This is a genomic window from Streptomyces sp. NPDC006368 (genome assembly GCF_040612535.1).
Lineage (GTDB): Bacteria > Actinomycetota > Actinomycetes > Streptomycetales > Streptomycetaceae > Streptomyces.
In genome coordinates this window covers 42,236-59,493 of record NZ_JBEXQK010000012.1, presented here as the reverse complement: position 1 = coordinate 59,493, position 17,258 = coordinate 42,236, and the positions used below count along the sequence as shown (strand labels likewise).

Below are 17,258 nucleotides of genomic sequence, written 5' to 3'. Positions count from 1 at the left end.
TGGTTCTACTTGCGGTCGGTGCGGTCGGCGGTGTCCACGCCGTCCCAGAGGTTGGAGTACCAGGGGCGGTCGGCCGCGCCCTGGTCGGTGCGGCGCTCTCGCACCGCGTCGGGGTCGATGACCGTGTAACCGGTCTCCCCCGGGCGTACGTAGTGCAGGTGTTCGCGGGCGAGGCGACGGATGTACGCGTCGTCCTGGAGCCGTGCCTTCTCGTCGCGCAGCTCCTCGACCCGCTCGCCCGCCTCGGTCGCCAGCCGCTCCTGCTCGGCGATCTCGCTCTGCTGGGAGACCCACTGGCGCATCGGGTACGCCAGGGCGACCACCATGGAACAGACGATCAGGGCGAGGAAGGCCGCGCGGCCGGTGAGCCGGGAACGCCGGTCGTGACGGCGGCTCTGGGAGCGGTAGACGCGGGCGGCGGTCTGCTCGCCGAGCAGCCGCAGCCTGGTCGCGGTGGAGAACCGGTCCCGGGCCATCGCTTCCGCCTCCCTCTCCTACGCACGTACGTCCCCGGACACGGTACGGGACCGTGGCCGGGGACGTACGGAGGCCGGTACGGAGGACCGGCGCGGAGATGATCAGCCCTTGAAGCGCGGGAACGCGGAGCGGCCCGCGTACACCGCGGCGTCGTCGAGGATCTCCTCGATGCGCAGCAGCTGGTTGTACTTGGCGACGCGCTCGGAGCGGGCCGGGGCGCCGGTCTTGATCTGGCCGCAGTTGGTGGCGACGGCCAGGTCGGCGATGGTGACGTCCTCGGTCTCGCCGGAGCGGTGCGACATCATGCACTTGAAGCCGTTGCGCTGGGCCAGCTCGACGGCGTCCAGGGTCTCGGTCAGCGAACCGATCTGGTTGACCTTGACGAGCAGCGCGTTGGCGGCGCCCTCCTCGATGCCGCGGGCCAGGCGCTCCGGGTTGGTGACGAACAGGTCGTCGCCGACCAGCTGCACCCGGGCGCCCAGCTTCTCGGTGATGGTCTTCCAGCCGTCCCAGTCGTCCTCGAACAGCGGGTCCTCGATGGAGACCAGCGGGTACGCGTCGACGAGCTCCGCGTAGTACTCGGTCATCTCGGCGGCCGAGCGGGACTTGCCCTCGAACTCGTACGAGCCGTCCTTGTAGAACTCGGACGCGGCGACGTCGAGCGCGAGCGCGATGTCCTTGCCCGGGGCGTAGCCGGCCTTCTTGATGGCCTCGAGGATGAGGTCGAGGGCCGCGCGGTTGGACTCCAGGTTCGGGGCGAAGCCGCCCTCGTCGCCCAGACCCGTGGAGAGGCCCTTCTCCTTCAGGACCTTCTTCAGGGTGTGGTAGACCTCGGCGCCCCAGCGCAGGGCCTCGGAGAAGGACTCCGCGCCGATCGGGGCGATCATGAACTCCTGGATGTCCACGTTGGAGTCGGCGTGCGAGCCGCCGTTCAGGATGTTCATCATCGGAACGGGCAGCAGGTGCGCGTTCGGGCCGCCCAGGTAGCGGAAGAGCGGCAGGTCGGACGCCTCGGAGGCGGCGTGCGCGACGGCGAGGGAGACGCCGAGGATGGCGTTGGCGCCGAGCGACGACTTGTCCGGGGTGGCGTCCAGGTCGAACATCGCCTGGTCGATCAGCCGCTGCTCGGTGGCGTCGTAGCCGACGAGCTCCGGGCCGATCTGCTCGATGACGGCGAGGACGGCCTTCTCGACACCCTTGCCGAGGTAGCGGTCCTGGTCACCGTCGCGGAGCTCGAGGGCCTCGAACGCACCGGTGGAGGCACCGGACGGTACGGCAGCACGGCCGGTGCTGCCGTCGTCGAGGCCGACCTCGACCTCGACCGTGGGGTTGCCTCGGGAGTCCAGGATTTCCCGGGCTACGACGACGTCGATGGACGGCACGAGCATCTCCTTCTGGGATGTGACGCAAAATGTGACGCATGCGGGTGCAGGGTCTCTTCGGCCTTGCGGCAAGAGCCTAACCGGCCGCGGGGCCGGGGCCGGCCGACGCCCGCCCCGTGGGACGAAAAAGGACCCGGAGGCCCTCTTTCCGGGGCGAACCCGCACAATGTTTACCGGCTGGTAACCGGCTGGGCCGCTCCCGGTCACCACCGCGGACGGGGAGACCCCGGCCGGGCGCGCGGGGGAAGGGCGCGGCCGGGCCGGGGTCGTCCCGTAGGCCGGATGTCGGCCTGCCGGATATCAGCGGATCAGCGGAGGTGCAGCTGCTGGCCCGGGTAGATGAGGTCGGCGTCGTCGACGATGTCCTTGTTCAGCTGGAAGAGCTTCTCCCAGCCGCCCGCGACCTTCTTCTCGGCGGCGATGGTGCTGAGCGTGTCGCCGGCCACGACCTTGTACTCGCCGTCGCCCTTCTCGACCTTCTTGCCGGTCGGGGTGGTGACGGTCTTCGACTCGGCCTTCGGCGCGGCCTTCTTCGGCTCGGCCTTGGGCGCGGTGCGCTGCTCGCTGCGCGTGGCGGGCTGCTCGGCGGCGCGCTCCTGCTGCTGCGGGGCGCTCTGCTCGGCGGAGCCGCCGTCGTACGCGGCGCCGGACAGGCCGACGCCGCAGGACGGCCAGGCGCCCTTGCCCTGGCCCGCCAGGACCTTCTCGGCTATCTGGATCTGCTGCGACTTGGAGGCCTGGTCGGCGGTGGCGGCGTAGGCGGTGCCGCCGTACGCGGCCCAGGTGGAGGCCGAGAACTGCAGGCCGCCGTAGTAGCCGTTGCCGGTGTTGATGGACCAGTTGCCGCCGGACTCGCACTGGGCGACCTTGTCCCACTCGGCGGTGGTGGCGGCCGAGGCGGACGTGGCGCCCAGCAGCGGGGCGGCGACGGCGGCACCGGTGATACCGGCGAACGCGGCGAAACGGACGGCCTTGGAGGGGCGACGGTGCTTGGCTTTGCCGGAGAACAGCATGGGACATCTCCTCACCGACGCCTGCGAGGTGAGCTGTCGGGTTCGGGCGTGAGCTGCCCGGCCGCGCGATCGTCTCGCGCGGCTTCACCCCAAGCCGGTCCGGCCGTCTTCCGACGGCCGGGGACCGGCGCAAACCTTGGGTCCCCCGCTCCTGCCTTCGGCGCATGACGCGACGACTGTTCCCGACGGCCGGCGGCAGGATTCGGCGTTCCGGTCGGCGGGGCCCGCGATGGCGAGCAGTCACGACCGTAGACACAGAGCCCGCCCGAGATCAAAGACGGACATCCCGCTCAATGCACCCCTATCGACCCTCCCTTGACGGACATTTGCCCTGGTGAGGGGCGGAAAGGTGCCAGTCTCGGGCCAGGTGTCGCCAGTTGGCACAAAGAGACGCTTGTCTCACTTGTACAGAACAGGACAGAGGGGTGCCAACTACCCTCGCGCGGCGTCCAGATCGAGGCGCTGACCGGGGAGGATGAGGTCGGGATCGTCGCCCACGGCCTCCCGGTTGGCGTCGTACAGGGCCGTCCAGCCGCCCGGCAGCTCGTGCGCGTCGGCGATGACGGACAGGTTGTCCCCGGGTCGGACGGTGTACGCGCCGTCCGCCTCCGCCGCGTCGGCCACGGCGGCCGGATCGCGTGTCGTTCCGTCACCCCGTGAGGCGTGGCGCACCATTTCGCGCTCGGTGACCGAATTGTCGGCGCTGGTGGCGTTTTCACCGTTGGGCGCCGCGGGGCCGGCCGCCGGGTCCGCCGTCGGGTCCACGGACGCGCCCGCCGTCGGGCCGGCCGCCGGATCGGTCGTGGCGTCGCCGGTGGGCCGCTCGTCCTTGGCGGGCTCGCCCCGGTGCTTGCCGGCGCCGCTCGGGGTGTCGCCGGAGGGGGCGGGCGTCGCGGGGGCGGCCCCGGCGGGGTCGGTGGGCAGCAGGGATTCCACCGGGTCCGCCGGCCGCACCGCCGGGTCGGAGGGCTCGACGGGCAGGGCCGGGTCGGGCGCCGCCGGAGTGGACGGGGTGTCCGGCGCGGCGTCCGCTTCGGGCGCGTCGGCGGCGCCGCCCAGGCCGGCGATGGGGGCGCAGGTCTCCCACGCCTTGACGCCGGTGGCGGCGTGGACCTTCTCGGCCACGGCTATCTGCTGGGCGCGGCTGGCGAGGTCGGGGCGCAGCGCGTACTGCGTGCCGCCGTACGCGTCCCACGTCTCCTGCGAGATCTGGAGCCCGCCGTAGAAGCCGTTGCCCATGTCGGCGCTCCACGCCCCGCCGGACTCGCACTCGGCCACCCGGTCCCATGTACCGGCGTCCACCGCCGACGCGGAGCCCGCGCCGAGCAGCGGAAGGGCGAGTGCGGATCCGGTCACCCCCGCCGCCACGATGATGGCGGGAGCTTGACGAGGTCGTCGGTGCCGGCCGTTCCCGGAGCGCATGCGGTGTGCCTTTCGCGTGACTGCTGAGGTGACGGTGAACGTAGCGGCATTCGAACGTCAGTCACAAGTCGATGCACCTGGGATTACGCGAAGATCACAGAACTGACGAGCCGTCAGTTCCCAAAGGGGGTGAACTCGACCGGGAGCGTGCGCAGTCCACGCATAATGAGCCCGCCGCGCCACCGCAAATCGGCAGGATCCACCGCAAGACGCAGGTCCGGAAGCCGGGTCAGCAGGGTCGCGAGCGCGGTCTGCCCCTCCAGCCGGGCGAGCGGGGCGCCGAGGCAGTAGTGGATGCCGTGTCCGTACCCCAGGTGCTGGTTGTCGCGCCGCGCCAGGTCCAGCGTGTCCGGTTCGGCGAACCGCGCCGGGTCCCGGTCGGCGGCGGCGAGCACGACGAGCACCGGGTCACCGGCCGCGACGCGCTCACCGCCGAGGGTGAGCGGCTCGGTCGCGAACCGCCACGTCGCCAGCTCCACCGGCCCGTCGTACCGCAGCAGCTCCTCGACCCCGCTCTCCAGCAGCCCGCGCTCGCCCGCCGCCAGGGACTCCTGGAGCCGGGCGCGCTGCTCGGGGTGGCGCAGCAGCGCGTACACGCCGTTGCCGATCAGGTTGACCGTCGTCTCGAACCCGGCGAAGAGGAGGATGAACGCCATCGCGGCGGCCTCGTTCTCGGTGAGGTGCTCGCCGTGATCGGAGGCCTTGATCAGCCCCGAGATCAGGTCCTCGCCGGGGTCCTCCCGCTTGCGGTGGATCAGCTCGGCGAGATAGCCGCGCATCTTCTTCACCGACCGGGCGACCCCGCCGCGCGGGCCGCCACCGTGCCGGATCATCATCCCCGCCCAGTCGCGGAAGTCGTCCTGGTCCTCCGGCGGGACGCCGAGCATGTCGCAAATGGCGTAAATGGGGAGCGGGAAGGCGAACTCGTGGATGAGGTCGGCGCTCCCCTTTGTAGCGAAGTTGTCGATGAGCCGGTCCGTCAGCTCCTGCACACGCGGTGCGAACTCCGCGACACGGCGGGGCGTGAACGCCTTCGAGACGAGCCGGCGCAGCCGGGTGTGGTCCGGCGGGTCGATGTTGAGCAGATGCGTCATCAGCTCGGCCTTGCGCTCGCCCGGAATGCCGGTCTTGCCCTTGGCGTGCGCGGGCTCGTCGTGATGCGCCGGGTTCTTGCTCAGCCGCTGGTCGGCGAGCGCCTGCCGGGCGTCGGCGTACCGGGTGACCAGCCAGGCCTCGACCCCGCTGGGCAGCTTGGTGCGGTGCACCGGGGAGTGCTCCCGCAGCCAGGCGTACGCCGGGTAGGGGTCGGACGCGAACTCCCAGGTGAAGAGTTCGGGAGCGGCGGGGTCCTGGGCGGGCTGGTCGTTCACTCCTCGACGTTAACGCCGCGCCCGCCGCGCGGGGCACGCCACCCCTGCGACGGGTGGCACGGGGCTCCCCGCGCGGGCGGGACCCGGAGGCGCGGCGCCCCCGGACGGGCGCTCTGCCCCTCGGAGCCGGTGCCACCGCGCTCGCGCTCCCGGCGCCGCGCCCCTCGGCGTCGACGTGCCCCTCGGCCCTAGATGCCGGGGTCGTGCCGCTCCGGGCGGTGCCCGTGCGCCTTATGACCGGCACCGTGCCCCTCGGCGTCGACGCCGTGGTTGTCGACGTCGACGCCGAGGCCCTCAGCATCGAGGCCGTGTCGACGCCGTACGCCCCGGCGTCGTCCGAAGCGCGCCGCGCCCCTCAGGGGCGGTGACCCCGGCCCTAGATGCCGGGGTCGTGCCGCTCCGGGCGGTGCCCGTGCGCCTCATCACCGGCACCGTGCCCCTCAGCATCGAGGCCGTCGTTCCCGACGTCGACGCCGTACGCCCCGGCGTCGTCCGGAGCGGCGCCGCGCCCCTCAGGAGCGGTGACCCCGGCCCTCGGCGTCGACGTGCCCCTCGGTACCGGCACCGTGCTCCTCGGCGTCCGCGCCGTGGACCTCGTCGGCGGCGTGCGGGGCGGTGCCGCTCTCCGCCGCGCGGATCGCGTCCCGGTAGGCGCGGCCCGCCGCGCGCAGCGCGGCCTCCGGGTCCACGCCGGCCGCCTCGGCGCGTACCGCCAGGGCCAGCAGCTCGTACCCGACGCCCTCGCCCGACGGCACCTCGACGTCCAGCCCGGCGGTGCGCGCGCGGCTCGCCAGCTTGGCGGCCAGCGCGAGGCCGGGCTGGCCCACCGGGACGCCGTCCGTCACGGACGCGCGCTGCTTCTCGATGGCCTTCGTCCGCAGCCAGTGCTCCTTGACCTCCTCCGGCGTCTCGGCGCGCTCCTCGCCGAAGACGTGGGGGTGGCGGTGGATGAGCTTCTCGACGATCGTGCCCGCCACGTCGTCGACGGAGAACGGCTCCTCCTCGTGCTCCTGCGCGATCCGGGCGTGGAAGACGACCTGGAGGAGAACGTCCCCGAGCTCCTCCCGGAGCTCGTCGCGGTCGCCGTCCTCGATGGCCTCGACGAGTTCGTACGCCTCCTCGATGCCGTACTTGGCGAGCCCCTCGTGGGTCTGCCGCGACGACCAGGGGCACTCGCGGCGGATGCGGTCCATGACCTCGACGAGGTCCAGCAGCCGGGCGCCCGGCAAGTCGTACGAGCCGGGCAGCAGCTCCAGGTCGGGCATCGCCACCCGGCCGGAGCCCGCCATCCGGGCCAGCCCGTCCGTCAGCGCCCGGTCGCCCTCGCCGGACGCCACGACGACGACCGTACGGCCCCCGGCGCAGGCGTCGACCAGCTCGCGCGCGGTGGGCGCGGTGACCTCGACGGTGACGCCCGCCTCGCGCAGGTACGGCAGCTGGGGGTGGCCCTCGTCGCCGCACAGCACCCGGTCGGCGGCGTGCAGGACCTGCCACGCGGGCCAGGACAGCAGCCCGGGCGCGACGCGATGGCTGGCGGTGAGCAGGACGACGCGGCCGGGGGTGTCGGTGTCGGGGGTGTCGGGGGTGTCGGGGGTGTCGGCGTTCACCCCTCGAACCTACATCTCGCGCTGCGGGGCGCTCCGGCGGATCCAGGGGGCGCTGTACTCGCCGAGCTGGATCCTGTCGTGGTCCCAGGTGCCGTAGCGGGGGTTCACATCGATGTCGAGCGCCTTGGACGCGGCGGCGAAGAGCGCGGTGAGCTTCTGCTGCCCCTCGGGGGTGTTGGTGGCCCCGGCCTTCTCGGCGATCTTGTTCATGAGGACGTTGCGGCGGACGACGGCGTCGATCTCGTCGGGCGCGATGCCCTGCTGCTCCAGCAGCATCGCGGCCAGCTGCTCCTCGCCGCCGTTCTGCCGGGCGGCGGCCCGCCGGGTCTCCTGGACCTCCTTGCGGCTGGCGGTGATCCCCTGGTCGGCGGCGACCCTCTCCACCACCCGGTCGAAGATCATGCCGTTCAGCTTCTCCCGGTTGAGGTCCCCGGTCGCCCGGATCAGCTGGTCGGCCTGCGGCGACGCCTGCTGGGCGGTGCGCACGTCCCGTACCTGCGCCTGGAGTGCGGCCACCTCGATCCGCTGCCCGTCCACGACGGCCGCGGCCCCTGGGTGCGCCTCGCTGCCGCACGCGGCGAGCAGGGGGGCCGCGACGAGGAGCGCGGCGGAGACGGAGAGCGCGGTGCGACGGCGGCGATGCAGGCGGTGCAAAGGAGCCTCCCGGCGTGGGTCGTGCGTGCGTGTGAACGACCTTGCGGTGATCGATGGTAGGCAGTCGGAGTGATCTGAGCCACTACTTGCGCGTATCTGCGCGTACTGATTCGCACAACGAGCGAGCGGGCGGCGGGGTGCGCCGCTCCGGCCGGACCTTCGCGAGCGCCGTCACGGGCCGCCGGGGGCTGGGCTACCGGCCACCGTGGCCTGGGCCTGGGGCTACCGGCCGCCGGGCGCGGAGGTCGTCGCCGGCTCCGGCCGGGACGGCTGCTGCCCGGGCCGCCGCTCGGGGCGGTCGGTCATGATCGTGCGGGAGACGACGAACGTGATGGGGATGGCCGCCGCCGCCGCGAGCAGCGGGGCGTAGCGGCTGGAGAAGCCGGCCACGTCGACCAGGAGCCAGACGCCGAAGGTCGTGATCACGAAGTTGGCGGCGTTGGTGAGGGGGAAGAGCAGGAACTTCCGCCAGGTCGGGCGGGTGCGGTAGGTGAAGCGGCAGTTCAGGAAGAACGAGCCGGTCATCGAGAGCAGGAACGCGATGACGTGCGCGGCCACATAGGGCAGGGTCAGGGCCAGGAAGAGCAGGTAGAAGCCGTAGTAGGTGGCCGTGTTCACCACGCCCACCAGCGCGAACCTGATGATCTGGCCGTGGACGGTCATCGGCGTACGAGCTCCCCGTGGTGGTGCGGCGCGGAGGTGTTCGCCGCCTTCACCAGGAAGTGCGGGCGGCGCTTCACCTCGTAATAGATACGACCCACATATTCCCCGACGACCCCCAGCATGACCATCTGCACCCCGGCGAGTGCGATGACCGTCACGAGGAGGGTGACATAACCGGGGGTGTCCACGCCGTTCACCAGGGCGGCACCGACGATCCAGACGGCGTACGCGGCGGCGACGGAGACCAGCAGCAGGCCGAGATGGAGCGCGGCCCGCAGGGGCTTGTTGTTGAAGGAGAGCAGGCCGTCCAGTCCGTAGTTGAGGAGTTTCCCGAGGGTCCATTTCGAGCGGCCCTGTTCACGTACCGCGTTGTCGTACTCGACGGTCGTGGTGCGGAATCCGACCCAGGCGAAGATCCCTTTGGAGAAACGGTTGTACTCGGTGAGTTCCAGTATCGCGTCGGCCGTACGGCGTGACAGGAGCCGGAAGTCGCCGACGCCGTCGACCAGCTCCACGTCCACGAGCCGGTTGATCAGCCGGTAGTAGGCACGGGCCGTGAGGGTGCGGGTCACCCGGTCGCCCTTGCGGGTGCGGCGCGCCACGACCTGGTCGAAGCCCTCGCCGTGCAGCCGCAGCATGCGGCCCAGCAGCTCCGGCGGGTGCTGGAGGTCGGCGTCCATGATCACGACGGCGTCCCCGGCCGCGTGGCGCAGCCCGGCCAGCATCGCCGCCTCCTTGCCGAAATTCCGGCTGAAGGAGACGTAGCACAGCCGGGGGTCGGCGGCGGCCATCTCCTCCAGCAGCGGAAGCGTACGGTCACGGCTTCCGTCGTCGACGTAGACCAGCTCGAATTCGGCTCCGAGGGATTCGAGTTCCGCGGTCACGCGCGCGTGGAAGCGGCCGATGATTTCCTCTTCGTCGAAGCAGGGCACCACTATCGAGATCAGCACGGAAGTACGACAACGGACGTGCGTGTCCCCGGCGGACGGTTCACATGGCGCCAGGGCGACCATTGCGTGAACTGGCCCGGGAGGGTGGTGATTTCACCTTCCGGCGCTGCGATATTCGACAGCACCATGCAGAGACACATGTCCCGGGCCTGCGCGCTCGCCGGGCTGCTCACCGCGTTCGCCGTCTGCGCCGGTGACGCCGTCGCCCGCACCTTCCCCTTCGGACCGCGCACCCGCGGCGTCAACGACCTCGGCAACCAGTTCGTGCCGTTCCACGCCCACCTGTGGGACCTGCTGCGCGGGCGGGCCGACGGCGGACCGCTGCTGAACTGGCAGTCCGGGTACGGCACCAGCTTCCTGCCCGACTGGGGCACCTATCTGAGCAGCCCCTTCGCGCTGCTGGTGGCGCTCTTCCCGCGCGACGACATCGACCTCGCCGTGTACGTGATCGGCGTGGTGAAGATGGTGGCCGCCGCCGCGGCGATGGCCCTGCTGCTGCTCACCCAGCGCGCGGGCTCCTGGTGGGGCGCCGCGGTGCTCGCCGCGTCGTACGCGCTGTGCGGGTGGGCGGTCATCGAGGCGTCGTACAACCCGATGTGGCTGGACGGGCTGATCGCCTTCCCGCTGCTGTGCCTGGTCGGCGAGTGGGTGCGGGAGGGGCGGCATCCGCTGCTGGGCGTGGTGGTCGTGGCGGTGGTGTGGGTGGCCAACTTCTACACCGCGTACATGGCGACGCTCGGCGCCGCGCTGGTGCTGCTCGCCCGGGGCGTACGCGGGTGGCGGGTGGCGGCGCGGGCCGCCGGGACCGTACTGCTGGGGATCGGGCTGGCGGCGCCGGCGCTGGTGCCGGTCTTCCTGGGGTCGCGCCACGCCCACCCGGGGTGGACGCGGGAGTTCCGGCCGGCCGGATGGGCGGAGGTGGCCGCGCGGACGCTTCCGGCGACGTACGGGTTCTTCACCCCGGCCCTCTTCCTCGCCACGGGCACGCTGCTGCTCGCGGCGGCACTGGTATTCCACCGGAGAGCGCCCGCGCGGGAGCGGTGGGTGTGGACGGGGCTGGTGGTGGGGGTCCTGCTGTCGTCGCAGTGGGGGCCGACGCATCTGGTGTGGCACGTGTTCGCCACGCCGAACGGCAGCCCGTACCGGCAGACGTTCGTCCTCGCGGGTGTGGTGGTGATCGCCGCCTGGACGGGAGTGTCGTACGGCTGGCCGGGGCGGCGCGCACTGCTCGGCTCCACCGGGGTCCTGGCGGGGGTGGCGTGCGTCGCGGCCTCCGGAGAGACGGCGACCGTGCCGGCCCTCGCCCTGTTCGCGGGCGGGCTGGGCGCGGCGGTGGGCGCGATGGCGCTGGTACGCCTGGGGCGGCGGCGGTACGGGGTGATGGGCGCTGTGCTGCTGGCGGGCGCCCTCGTCGGACAGGCGGCGGCGACCACCGCGTACGCCGACCGGGAGCGGCCGGCCCGGCTGGACGACTACCCGCCGTGGGGCGCGGACCACGAGGCCCGGGCGGCGGCCGTCGCGGGGGCCGACGGGTGGCCGCGTCACCGCACGGACCCGGGGCGCCCGCAGCTGACCGGCAACGACCCGCTGCTGGTGGGCGGGCAGGGCGCCGCGTACTACAGCAGCCATACGCCGGCGGTGCTCACGCGGACGCTGGCCGCGCTCGGCGGCGGGTGGACGTCGCACGGGCGGAGTCTCCAGTCGCTGGACAACCCGGTGACGGACGCGCTGTTCGCGGTGGGGGCACGGGTGCGGGACGGGGGCGCCGTGCGAAGCGAGGTGGTTCTCCCGCTGGTGACCTGGCGGCGCGGGACCGGGGAACTCCGCTACGGGGCTTCGCCGTTCCGTAACCAGGAGCTGCTGCTCGGGTCACGCGTCTACGACCTCCCCGCCGATGGCGTGTGCCCGGTCGGCAGCGACGTCTTCGTGTGGGCGCCGGATTTCACCGGGACGGCGTCGCTCGGCGACGGGCCTGCTGTGTCGCTGCGCGGCGGCCTGCCCAAGCGGCGCGCGGCGATGACTCCGCTGGGGCCGCAGCGCACGGCCGGGGCGCGGGTGGAACTGACGGGCCACGGTGCCGTGCCGTCGTCCGGCGGCGTCGGCTGCCTGGACCGGGCGCGGCTGGCGGCGGCCGTGGCGGACCTGAGGGCGACGGCCGCGACGGCGGTCCACCTCACCGGCGACGGGGTGCGCGCCGACCTGCCACCGGGCATCCGCCCCGGCACGGCGGTCCTGGCGGCGCCCCGCATCGCGGGCTGGCGCTGCGAGGGCCGCCCGGCCGACACGTACCTGGGTCTGGTGGCCGTACGGGTGCGGGCCGGGCAGCCGTCGGTCACCTGCTCCTTCCGCCCCCCGGGTCTGCGGGCGGGTACGGGCGTGGGCGCGCTGTCGTTGGCCGTGATGGCGGTGGTGGTGGCGGCGGCCGGTGGGCTGCGGCGGCGCGGACGGCCGTCACCGTCGCCGTCACCGTCGCCTCGGCGCCACCAAGACTTCACCGGTGCGGCACCGTCCCGTGGTCCGCGCGGGGAGGGCGCGGCGTAGCTTGCGGCGCATGCCCTCTCTTCTGAGCAACCGGCTGGCGAAGCGGGTGCTGAAGCCCGCGTTCACCCTCGTCGAGCAGCGCCTGGAGCGCGCCACGACCGCGCTGCAGGCCGACCTCGACGCCCTGCACCACGAGGTGGCCGATCTGCGGCGGCAGAGCTACGGCCTCGGGCTGCTCCTCGACCAGGCTGGGCGCGACGGCCACCGGATGCCCACCGCCACCCAGGTGGACACGCTCGTGCGTGAGGTCCGCGCCGTCACGGGCGGGAGCGGCGAGCGCGTGCGCCACGACATCACGGTCGCCTACCGCCACCTGGTGGCGCTGGAGGCGCTCGGCGTCGGGGGGCTCGGCGGGTCCGTGTCCGACGTGTGCGGGCGGCTCGCGACCGTGCCGCTGCTGGCGCCGCCGAACGGCGACGTCCTGGAGATCGGCACGCGTCACGGGCTGTTCGCTGCGGCGCTGCGGCGGATGCTCCAGCGCGGCGGGGTCGACGCCCGCGTCACGGTGGTCGACCCGCTGGACGGCTCGCCCGCCCGGGAGGACGTGGTGCGGGGCAACCTGGCGCTGGGCGGCGGCGGTTCGGTGGACGCCGGGGCACGTGTGGTGCGGGGCAGGCTCGGTGACCGGCGCATACGGGGGGAGGTCGGTGACCGGCTGTACGGCGTGATCGTCGTGAACGGCGACCACGACCTGACGACCGTGCCGGAGCTCGCCGCGCCGGGCGCGGTCGTGGTCCTCGGCGACCAGCCCCGCCCGGCCGGCCTCACGGGGCTCGGGCGGGTGGCGGAGTCCACGTACTGCCGGGCGAGCTGACTGATCGTCAGAATCCGCGCATCTGCTGCTGGCGTTCCAGCGCGCGCCGCAGCTCCGCCGCGAGCGGGTGGTACGGCCCGTACATCCGCTCCGTGTCGTACAGCAGGTTCTGCAGTTGCTGGTACGCCGCCGAATGGTCGCCCATCGCCAGCAGGAGGTGACCGACGCGGTTGCGGATGTCGAAGGCGCGGTCCCGGTCGGCGACGCCGGCCGACGGTCCATTCTCGTAGTACGGCAGGACCGCCCGGTACTCGGCGAGCGCGGCGGCCGTCTCGCCCAGCTGCTCCAGGCACAGCGCCGCGTCGTAGCGGAACTGCAGCGTCTGCGGGTCGGCCGGGCCCGCCTCGGCCGCCCGGTCGTCGGCGAGGCGCCGCAGCTCAGGCAGCGCTCGCCGGTACTGGCCGTCGTCCATCAGCGTCGTCGCGTATTGCTTGCGCAGGATCCGCACGACCGGTGAGTGCTCGCCGTGCTCGGCGGCGGCCGCCGGAAGGATCCCGCCCAGGATGTCCACGGCGCGTGTGATGCTGCCCTCGCCGAGCAGCCGCTTGACCTCGTCGACGGCCGCCGCGACATCCGGGCGGCCGGCGGCGGGCGGCACGGCCGGGGGCGGCGGCACCACGACCGGCCCCGGCGTGGCGGCGGTGGCGCGGTCGGGCCAGGGCGCCTGCGGGCGCAGGAACGGGCGGGTGGGGTCGAGAGGGCCCGCCGGGGCGCCGCGCGCGGGCAGCAGCGGGGCGAGGGCCTCGTACACCTCCTGCGCACCGGACGGCCGGTGCTGCGGGTCCTTGGTGAGCAGCCGCAGGACCAGCGCCTCCAGAGCCTCGGGGATCTCGGGGCGCACCTGGCGCACCGGCAGCGGCGGCTCGTACAGGTGGCGGTGGAGGACGCCGAGGGCGGTGGAGCCGGCGAAGGGTACATTCCCGCTGAGGAGTTCGTGGAGGAGGACGCCGAGGGCGTACAGGTCGGTGTACGGGCCGACGGCGCCGCCCATGGCCTGCTCGGGCGCCATGTAGGCGGGGGAGCCGATGGGCGAGCCGGTGTGGGTGAGGCGGGTGGTGTCGGTGTCGATGACGGAGGCGACGCCGAGGTCGAGGACGGTGACCGTGCCGTCCGGTTTCACCATTACGTTGCGCGGCTTGAGGTCGCGGTGGACGATCGGCACCGCGTGCACGGCGGCGAGCACCCCGCACAGCTGAGCCGCCACCGACACGGCCCACGGCCAGGGGTACGGGTCGTGCTCGGCGAGGTGGTCGGCGAGGTCGGCGCCCTCGACGTACTGCATGACCAGGTACAGGTCGTCGCCGTCGCTGCCCGCATCATGGACGGTGACGAGGCCGGGGTGGGAGACCTGGGCGGTGACCCGGCACTCGCGCACGAAGCGACGGCGCATCTCCTCGGCGCCGGTGGCGGCGGCCATGAGGTCGGGGCGCAGCAGCTTGACGGCGACGCGGCGATCGAGGCGGCCGTCGTACGCCGTCCACACCTGGCCCATGCCGCCCTGGCCGACAACGGTGGACAGTTCGTACCGGCCGGCGATGACCCGTCCGGTCACTTGTCCTCTTCCTTGCGGAGGAGGTCGCTCAGCTCGTCCAGCTCCGCGCGCACCTGGTCGATGCGCGGGGGCTGTACGGGCGCCGGGGCCGGGGTAGGCGCGGAGGCCGGTGCGGGCGGATAGCCATACCCGTACGACGGCATGGGGGGCGGCCCGTACTGACCCGGCATCATGGGCGCGGTGACGCGCTGGTGATGGCGGATGTCGACGATCAGGTAGTAGATGAAGACCCCGGCCATCTGCACCAGGAGGCCCGCCATCCCGACGTTCGATATCCAGTGGTCGGCGAGGCGCTGCTCCAGGCTCACCAGGCAGGCGATGTTCAGCACCAGCTGACCCCAGAACAGCGCCCAGTCGCGGCCGGAGCGGCGCATGATGGCGATCCGCAGCATGGCCACCCAGGCGAGCAGGCCGAGCGTCAGCACGATCAGGGCGCAGATGATCACGCGCACGGCGATCACGCCCGCCGTTACGGCGGGGCGCGGTGGCGTCATGGGCGCATGCCCGTGCATGAGTCGCTCCAGGGGTGCGGACCAGAGGGAACAAGAGCGTATACACCGACACCGACAGCCGCCCCATGGTTGTACGGAACGGCTGCCACTCTGGTCACACGCCTGTCACTCCGGCTGTACGGTCCCGTCCGCCAGCCCGTCGTACAGGCCCTGCACCAGTTGCTCGCCGAGCCGCCCCGCGAGCCGCAGCGCTTCCTCGAACTCGGCGAGGGCGCGGAACCGTTCGCCGTAGCGGCGCTGGTCGGCCATGAGCATCCGGGGCAGTTGGAGCCGACGCACGTCGAGGCGGGTGGCGGTGGAGGCGTAACTGCTGGCCCGCCGGTTGTTGGCGGTGCCGCGCAGGAATCCGGCGAGGAACCAGGGGTCCAGGGCCGTGCGATCGGGCCGCAGCAGTTGGAGGTTGCGGCCCAGCGCGGCCCCAGCGGCGGCGGCGTCGATGACGCGTGCGACGGAGCCGCCGCCCAGAACCGGGACGACGACGTCGCCTTCCTCGGTGAGCACCGGTTCCTCGGGTGGCCCGTCCGGGAGGGTGCCGGAGGGTGCCGCGCCGGCGAGCACGTCGTGCTCGGTGAGGACCGGGACCGGGTCGCCGGAGGTCGAGGTTCCGGCGCCGCCCGCGCGCAGCTGGAGGGCTCCGGCGCGGGCGAGTTCGCCGACGGTGGTCAGGGGGCGGGCGGCGGACCGGGAGGGCGCGGCCGGCGGAGGCGTGAGCTCCATGGTGCGGCGCAGGGTGCGGTCCAGGCGCTCCCGTACGGCCTCCAGTTCGGCGGCCGAGCCGCCTGTGGCGGGGGCCGACAGGTGCCGGGCGGGGGCCAGGTCGACGTCGTCGTCGAGGAGTTCGATGACGGGAACGGAGCGGCTCACGCCGGGCTGCTCCGCGCCGCCGCGCCAGGCATCGAGCGCGGCCGTCCGGAGGGCCTGCCAGGGCAGTTTGTCGCGGCCGCCGTCGGGGACGAGCCCGGTGGTGTCGACGAACAGCAGCGCCGGGGCGGGCCGTTGGTCCGCGCCGGGGCGGCACAGCACCCACAGGTGCAGCGGGATGCCGTACGGGGGCGCGGCGCCGGCCGGTAGCGCGATGACGGCGCGCAGTGCGCCGCGGCGCAGCAGGTCGGCGCGGATGCGACGGCCGGAGCGGCGGGAGGCGACGGCCGGGGGCATCAGCACCACGGCGGTGCCGCCGTCGCGGAGCCGGGCGAGGGCGTGCTGCACCCAGGCCAGCTCGGACTCGGTGCGCGCCGGGAAGCCGTACTCCCAACGGGGGTCGTAAGCGAGTTCGTCGTGTCCCCAATCGCGTTCATTGAACGGCGGGTGGCACAGCACGGCGTCGGCACCGAGGCCGGGGAAGGCGTCGGCCCGCAGGGTGTCGGCCGCGGCCGTGCGGATGTCGGCCGTGCCGTGCAGGGCGAGGCGCAGGGCGGTGAGCGCGGCCAGGCCGGGGTCGGCGTCCTGGGCGTAGAGGGTCCGCGGGCGCTCGACGGAGCGCAGTAGCCCGCCGGTGCCGCAGGCCGGGTCGAGGACGGTGCGGGGGGCCGGGACGGCGGACTGGGCGAGGGCGGCCATCAGCTCGGCGAGACCGGGCGGGGTGAGCGCGTACTGGCGCGGGTTGGCGTCCAGGTGACGCCCGAGCAGGAACTCGAACGCCTGGCGAGCGCCGAGCTGGGCGGCGAGTTCGGCGGCGCCGCGCAGCAGGGGTACGGAGAGGCCGAGCTCGGTGGCCGTGGGGGTCCGTACGGCGCGGTCGGCGCCGAAGCGGGCGGTGAGCACTTCCTCCAGGGCGGGGGGCAGCACGGCGGCGAGCCGCTCGTCGGAGCTCGCGGCCCGCTCCAGCCAGCCGGTGGGCCTTTCGTGCACGAGGAGCAGGACGCAACCCGCGTGGACGAGCGCGGTGACCGCTCCGGCGGGGTGCCCGGTGAGGTGCTGCCAGACACGCTCGCGCAGCGGCACCTCGGCGAGCTTGCCCTGGTCGCGGAGCCACTGCTCGACCTCGGCGAGCGCGAAGGAGGGGCTGGTCTCAATGCCGCCGACCGGCTTGGGGAAGTCGGCGTGCCGGCGGCGCCAGTTACTGACGGCAGCGCGGCCCACTCCGGCGAGCCGGGCGATGCCGGCCGCGGTGACCTCTGCTGCGCGCTCCTGCGGCACGTGGCCGTCTCCCCTCATTCGCTTCACGACGAGAGTCGAGCATACCGAGCCGACGGTTCACAGTGTGATCGAATCCAAATTTCAAGAACCCTGTTGACTCGGTTCACAGCCTCTGTTGTCATTGACGTGTCGAACTACGGAAGAAACTGACACAACTCAAGC

The 17,258-nt window shown here is 73.2% G+C and carries 15 protein-coding genes and 1 riboswitch; of the genes, 3 read left to right on the top strand and 12 right to left on the bottom strand.

Annotated elements, in window-relative coordinates:
• Window positions 1-5 precede the first annotated feature (5 nt).
• From ABZZ38_RS12410 to ABZZ38_RS12390, 5 genes are all read right to left on the bottom strand, one after another.
• A complete protein-coding gene (locus tag ABZZ38_RS12410; protein ID WP_356738559.1) occupies window positions 6-476 on the bottom strand; it encodes a septum formation initiator family protein in 471 nt (156 codons plus the stop codon).
• 102 nt (window positions 477-578) lie between these two features.
• Window positions 579-1,859 carry a phosphopyruvate hydratase gene (gene eno / locus ABZZ38_RS12405; protein WP_356738558.1) on the bottom strand — a complete coding sequence of 427 codons (1,281 nt, stop codon included), beginning with the start codon at window positions 1,857-1,859 and terminating at the stop codon, window positions 579-581.
• A gap of 308 nt (window positions 1,860-2,167) precedes the next feature.
• Window positions 2,168-2,872 (bottom strand): transglycosylase family protein, encoded by a 705-nt coding sequence (locus ABZZ38_RS12400; protein WP_356738556.1) that lies wholly within the window; start codon window positions 2,870-2,872, stop codon window positions 2,168-2,170.
• Window positions 2,873-2,875: 3 nt separating this feature from the next.
• A riboswitch (cyclic di-AMP (ydaO/yuaA leader) is annotated at window positions 2,876-3,045 on the bottom strand.
• Between the two features lie 259 nt (window positions 3,046-3,304).
• Complete coding sequence (locus ABZZ38_RS12395) at window positions 3,305-4,228, bottom strand: transglycosylase family protein (RefSeq protein ID WP_356738554.1); 924 nt, start codon at window positions 4,226-4,228, stop codon at window positions 3,305-3,307.
• Between the two features lie 179 nt (window positions 4,229-4,407).
• On the bottom strand, window positions 4,408-5,664 hold the full coding sequence (locus tag ABZZ38_RS12390; protein WP_356738552.1) for a cytochrome P450: 1,257 nt from the start codon (window positions 5,662-5,664) through the stop codon (window positions 4,408-4,410).
• A 233-nt stretch (window positions 5,665-5,897) separates the two neighbouring features.
• Here ABZZ38_RS12390 and ABZZ38_RS12385 point away from each other — a divergent pair, with 233 nt between their 5' ends.
• Window positions 5,898-6,032 carry a hypothetical protein gene (locus ABZZ38_RS12385; RefSeq protein ID WP_356738550.1) on the top strand — a complete coding sequence of 45 codons (135 nt, stop codon included), beginning with the start codon at window positions 5,898-5,900 and terminating at the stop codon, window positions 6,030-6,032.
• 144 nt (window positions 6,033-6,176) lie between these two features.
• Here ABZZ38_RS12385 and ABZZ38_RS12380 read toward each other — a convergent pair whose 3' ends face one another.
• From ABZZ38_RS12380 to ABZZ38_RS12365, 4 genes are all read right to left on the bottom strand, one after another.
• Window positions 6,177-7,271, bottom strand: a complete 1,095-nt coding sequence (locus ABZZ38_RS12380; RefSeq protein WP_356738548.1) for a nucleoside triphosphate pyrophosphohydrolase — start codon at window positions 7,269-7,271, stop codon at window positions 6,177-6,179.
• A 9-nt stretch (window positions 7,272-7,280) separates the two neighbouring features.
• Window positions 7,281-7,916: a SurA N-terminal domain-containing protein gene (locus ABZZ38_RS12375; RefSeq protein WP_356738694.1), complete on the bottom strand. Its 636-nt coding sequence runs from the start codon at window positions 7,914-7,916 to the stop codon at window positions 7,281-7,283.
• A gap of 231 nt (window positions 7,917-8,147) precedes the next feature.
• On the bottom strand, window positions 8,148-8,588 hold the full coding sequence (locus ABZZ38_RS12370; RefSeq protein WP_356738546.1) for a GtrA family protein: 441 nt from the start codon (window positions 8,586-8,588) through the stop codon (window positions 8,148-8,150).
• On the bottom strand, window positions 8,585-9,538 hold the full coding sequence (locus ABZZ38_RS12365) for a glycosyltransferase family 2 protein (protein ID WP_356738544.1): 954 nt from the start codon (window positions 9,536-9,538) through the stop codon (window positions 8,585-8,587). The genes ABZZ38_RS12370 and ABZZ38_RS12365 overlap by 4 nt, the downstream gene beginning before the upstream one ends.
• Window positions 9,539-9,664: 126 nt before the next feature.
• Here ABZZ38_RS12365 and ABZZ38_RS12360 point away from each other — a divergent pair, with 126 nt between their 5' ends.
• Both ABZZ38_RS12360 and ABZZ38_RS12355 read left to right on the top strand, forming a co-directional pair.
• Window positions 9,665-12,079, top strand: a complete 2,415-nt coding sequence (locus tag ABZZ38_RS12360; RefSeq protein ID WP_356738542.1) for a YfhO family protein — start codon at window positions 9,665-9,667, stop codon at window positions 12,077-12,079.
• A 10-nt stretch (window positions 12,080-12,089) separates the two neighbouring features.
• Complete coding sequence (locus ABZZ38_RS12355; protein WP_356738540.1) at window positions 12,090-12,893, top strand: class I SAM-dependent methyltransferase; 804 nt, start codon at window positions 12,090-12,092, stop codon at window positions 12,891-12,893.
• Window positions 12,894-12,900: 7 nt separating this feature from the next.
• Here ABZZ38_RS12355 and ABZZ38_RS12350 read toward each other — a convergent pair whose 3' ends face one another.
• The 3 genes from ABZZ38_RS12350 to ABZZ38_RS12340 form a co-directional block, all read right to left on the bottom strand.
• On the bottom strand, window positions 12,901-14,445 hold the full coding sequence (locus ABZZ38_RS12350) for a serine/threonine-protein kinase (protein ID WP_356738538.1): 1,545 nt from the start codon (window positions 14,443-14,445) through the stop codon (window positions 12,901-12,903).
• A complete protein-coding gene (locus ABZZ38_RS12345) occupies window positions 14,442-14,939 on the bottom strand; it encodes a hypothetical protein (protein ID WP_356738536.1) in 498 nt (165 codons plus the stop codon). The genes ABZZ38_RS12350 and ABZZ38_RS12345 overlap by 4 nt, the downstream gene beginning before the upstream one ends.
• A gap of 123 nt (window positions 14,940-15,062) precedes the next feature.
• Window positions 15,063-17,096, bottom strand: coding sequence for an N-6 DNA methylase (locus ABZZ38_RS12340; RefSeq protein ID WP_356738534.1), 2,034 nt, complete (start codon window positions 17,094-17,096; stop codon window positions 15,063-15,065).
• Window positions 17,097-17,258 lie beyond the last annotated feature (162 nt).

What these genes read in the sequence shown, in the direction of transcription:
- ABZZ38_RS12410 (WP_356738559.1), bottom strand. Translation starts at nt 476, where the DNA reads ATGGCCCGGGACCGGTTCTCCACCGCGACCAGGCTGCGGCTGCTCGGC.
- ABZZ38_RS12355 (WP_356738540.1), top strand. Translation starts at nt 12,090, where the DNA reads ATGCCCTCTCTTCTGAGCAACCGGCTGGCGAAGCGGGTGCTGAAGCCC.
- ABZZ38_RS12385 (WP_356738550.1), top strand. Translation starts at nt 5,898, where the DNA reads ATGACCGGCACCGTGCCCCTCGGCGTCGACGCCGTGGTTGTCGACGTC.
- ABZZ38_RS12360 (WP_356738542.1), top strand. Translation starts at nt 9,665, where the DNA reads ATGCAGAGACACATGTCCCGGGCCTGCGCGCTCGCCGGGCTGCTCACC.
- ABZZ38_RS12400 (WP_356738556.1), bottom strand. Translation starts at nt 2,872, where the DNA reads ATGCTGTTCTCCGGCAAAGCCAAGCACCGTCGCCCCTCCAAGGCCGTC.
- ABZZ38_RS12345 (WP_356738536.1), bottom strand. Translation starts at nt 14,939, where the DNA reads ATGACGCCACCGCGCCCCGCCGTAACGGCGGGCGTGATCGCCGTGCGC.
- ABZZ38_RS12370 (WP_356738546.1), bottom strand. Translation starts at nt 8,588, where the DNA reads ATGACCGTCCACGGCCAGATCATCAGGTTCGCGCTGGTGGGCGTGGTG.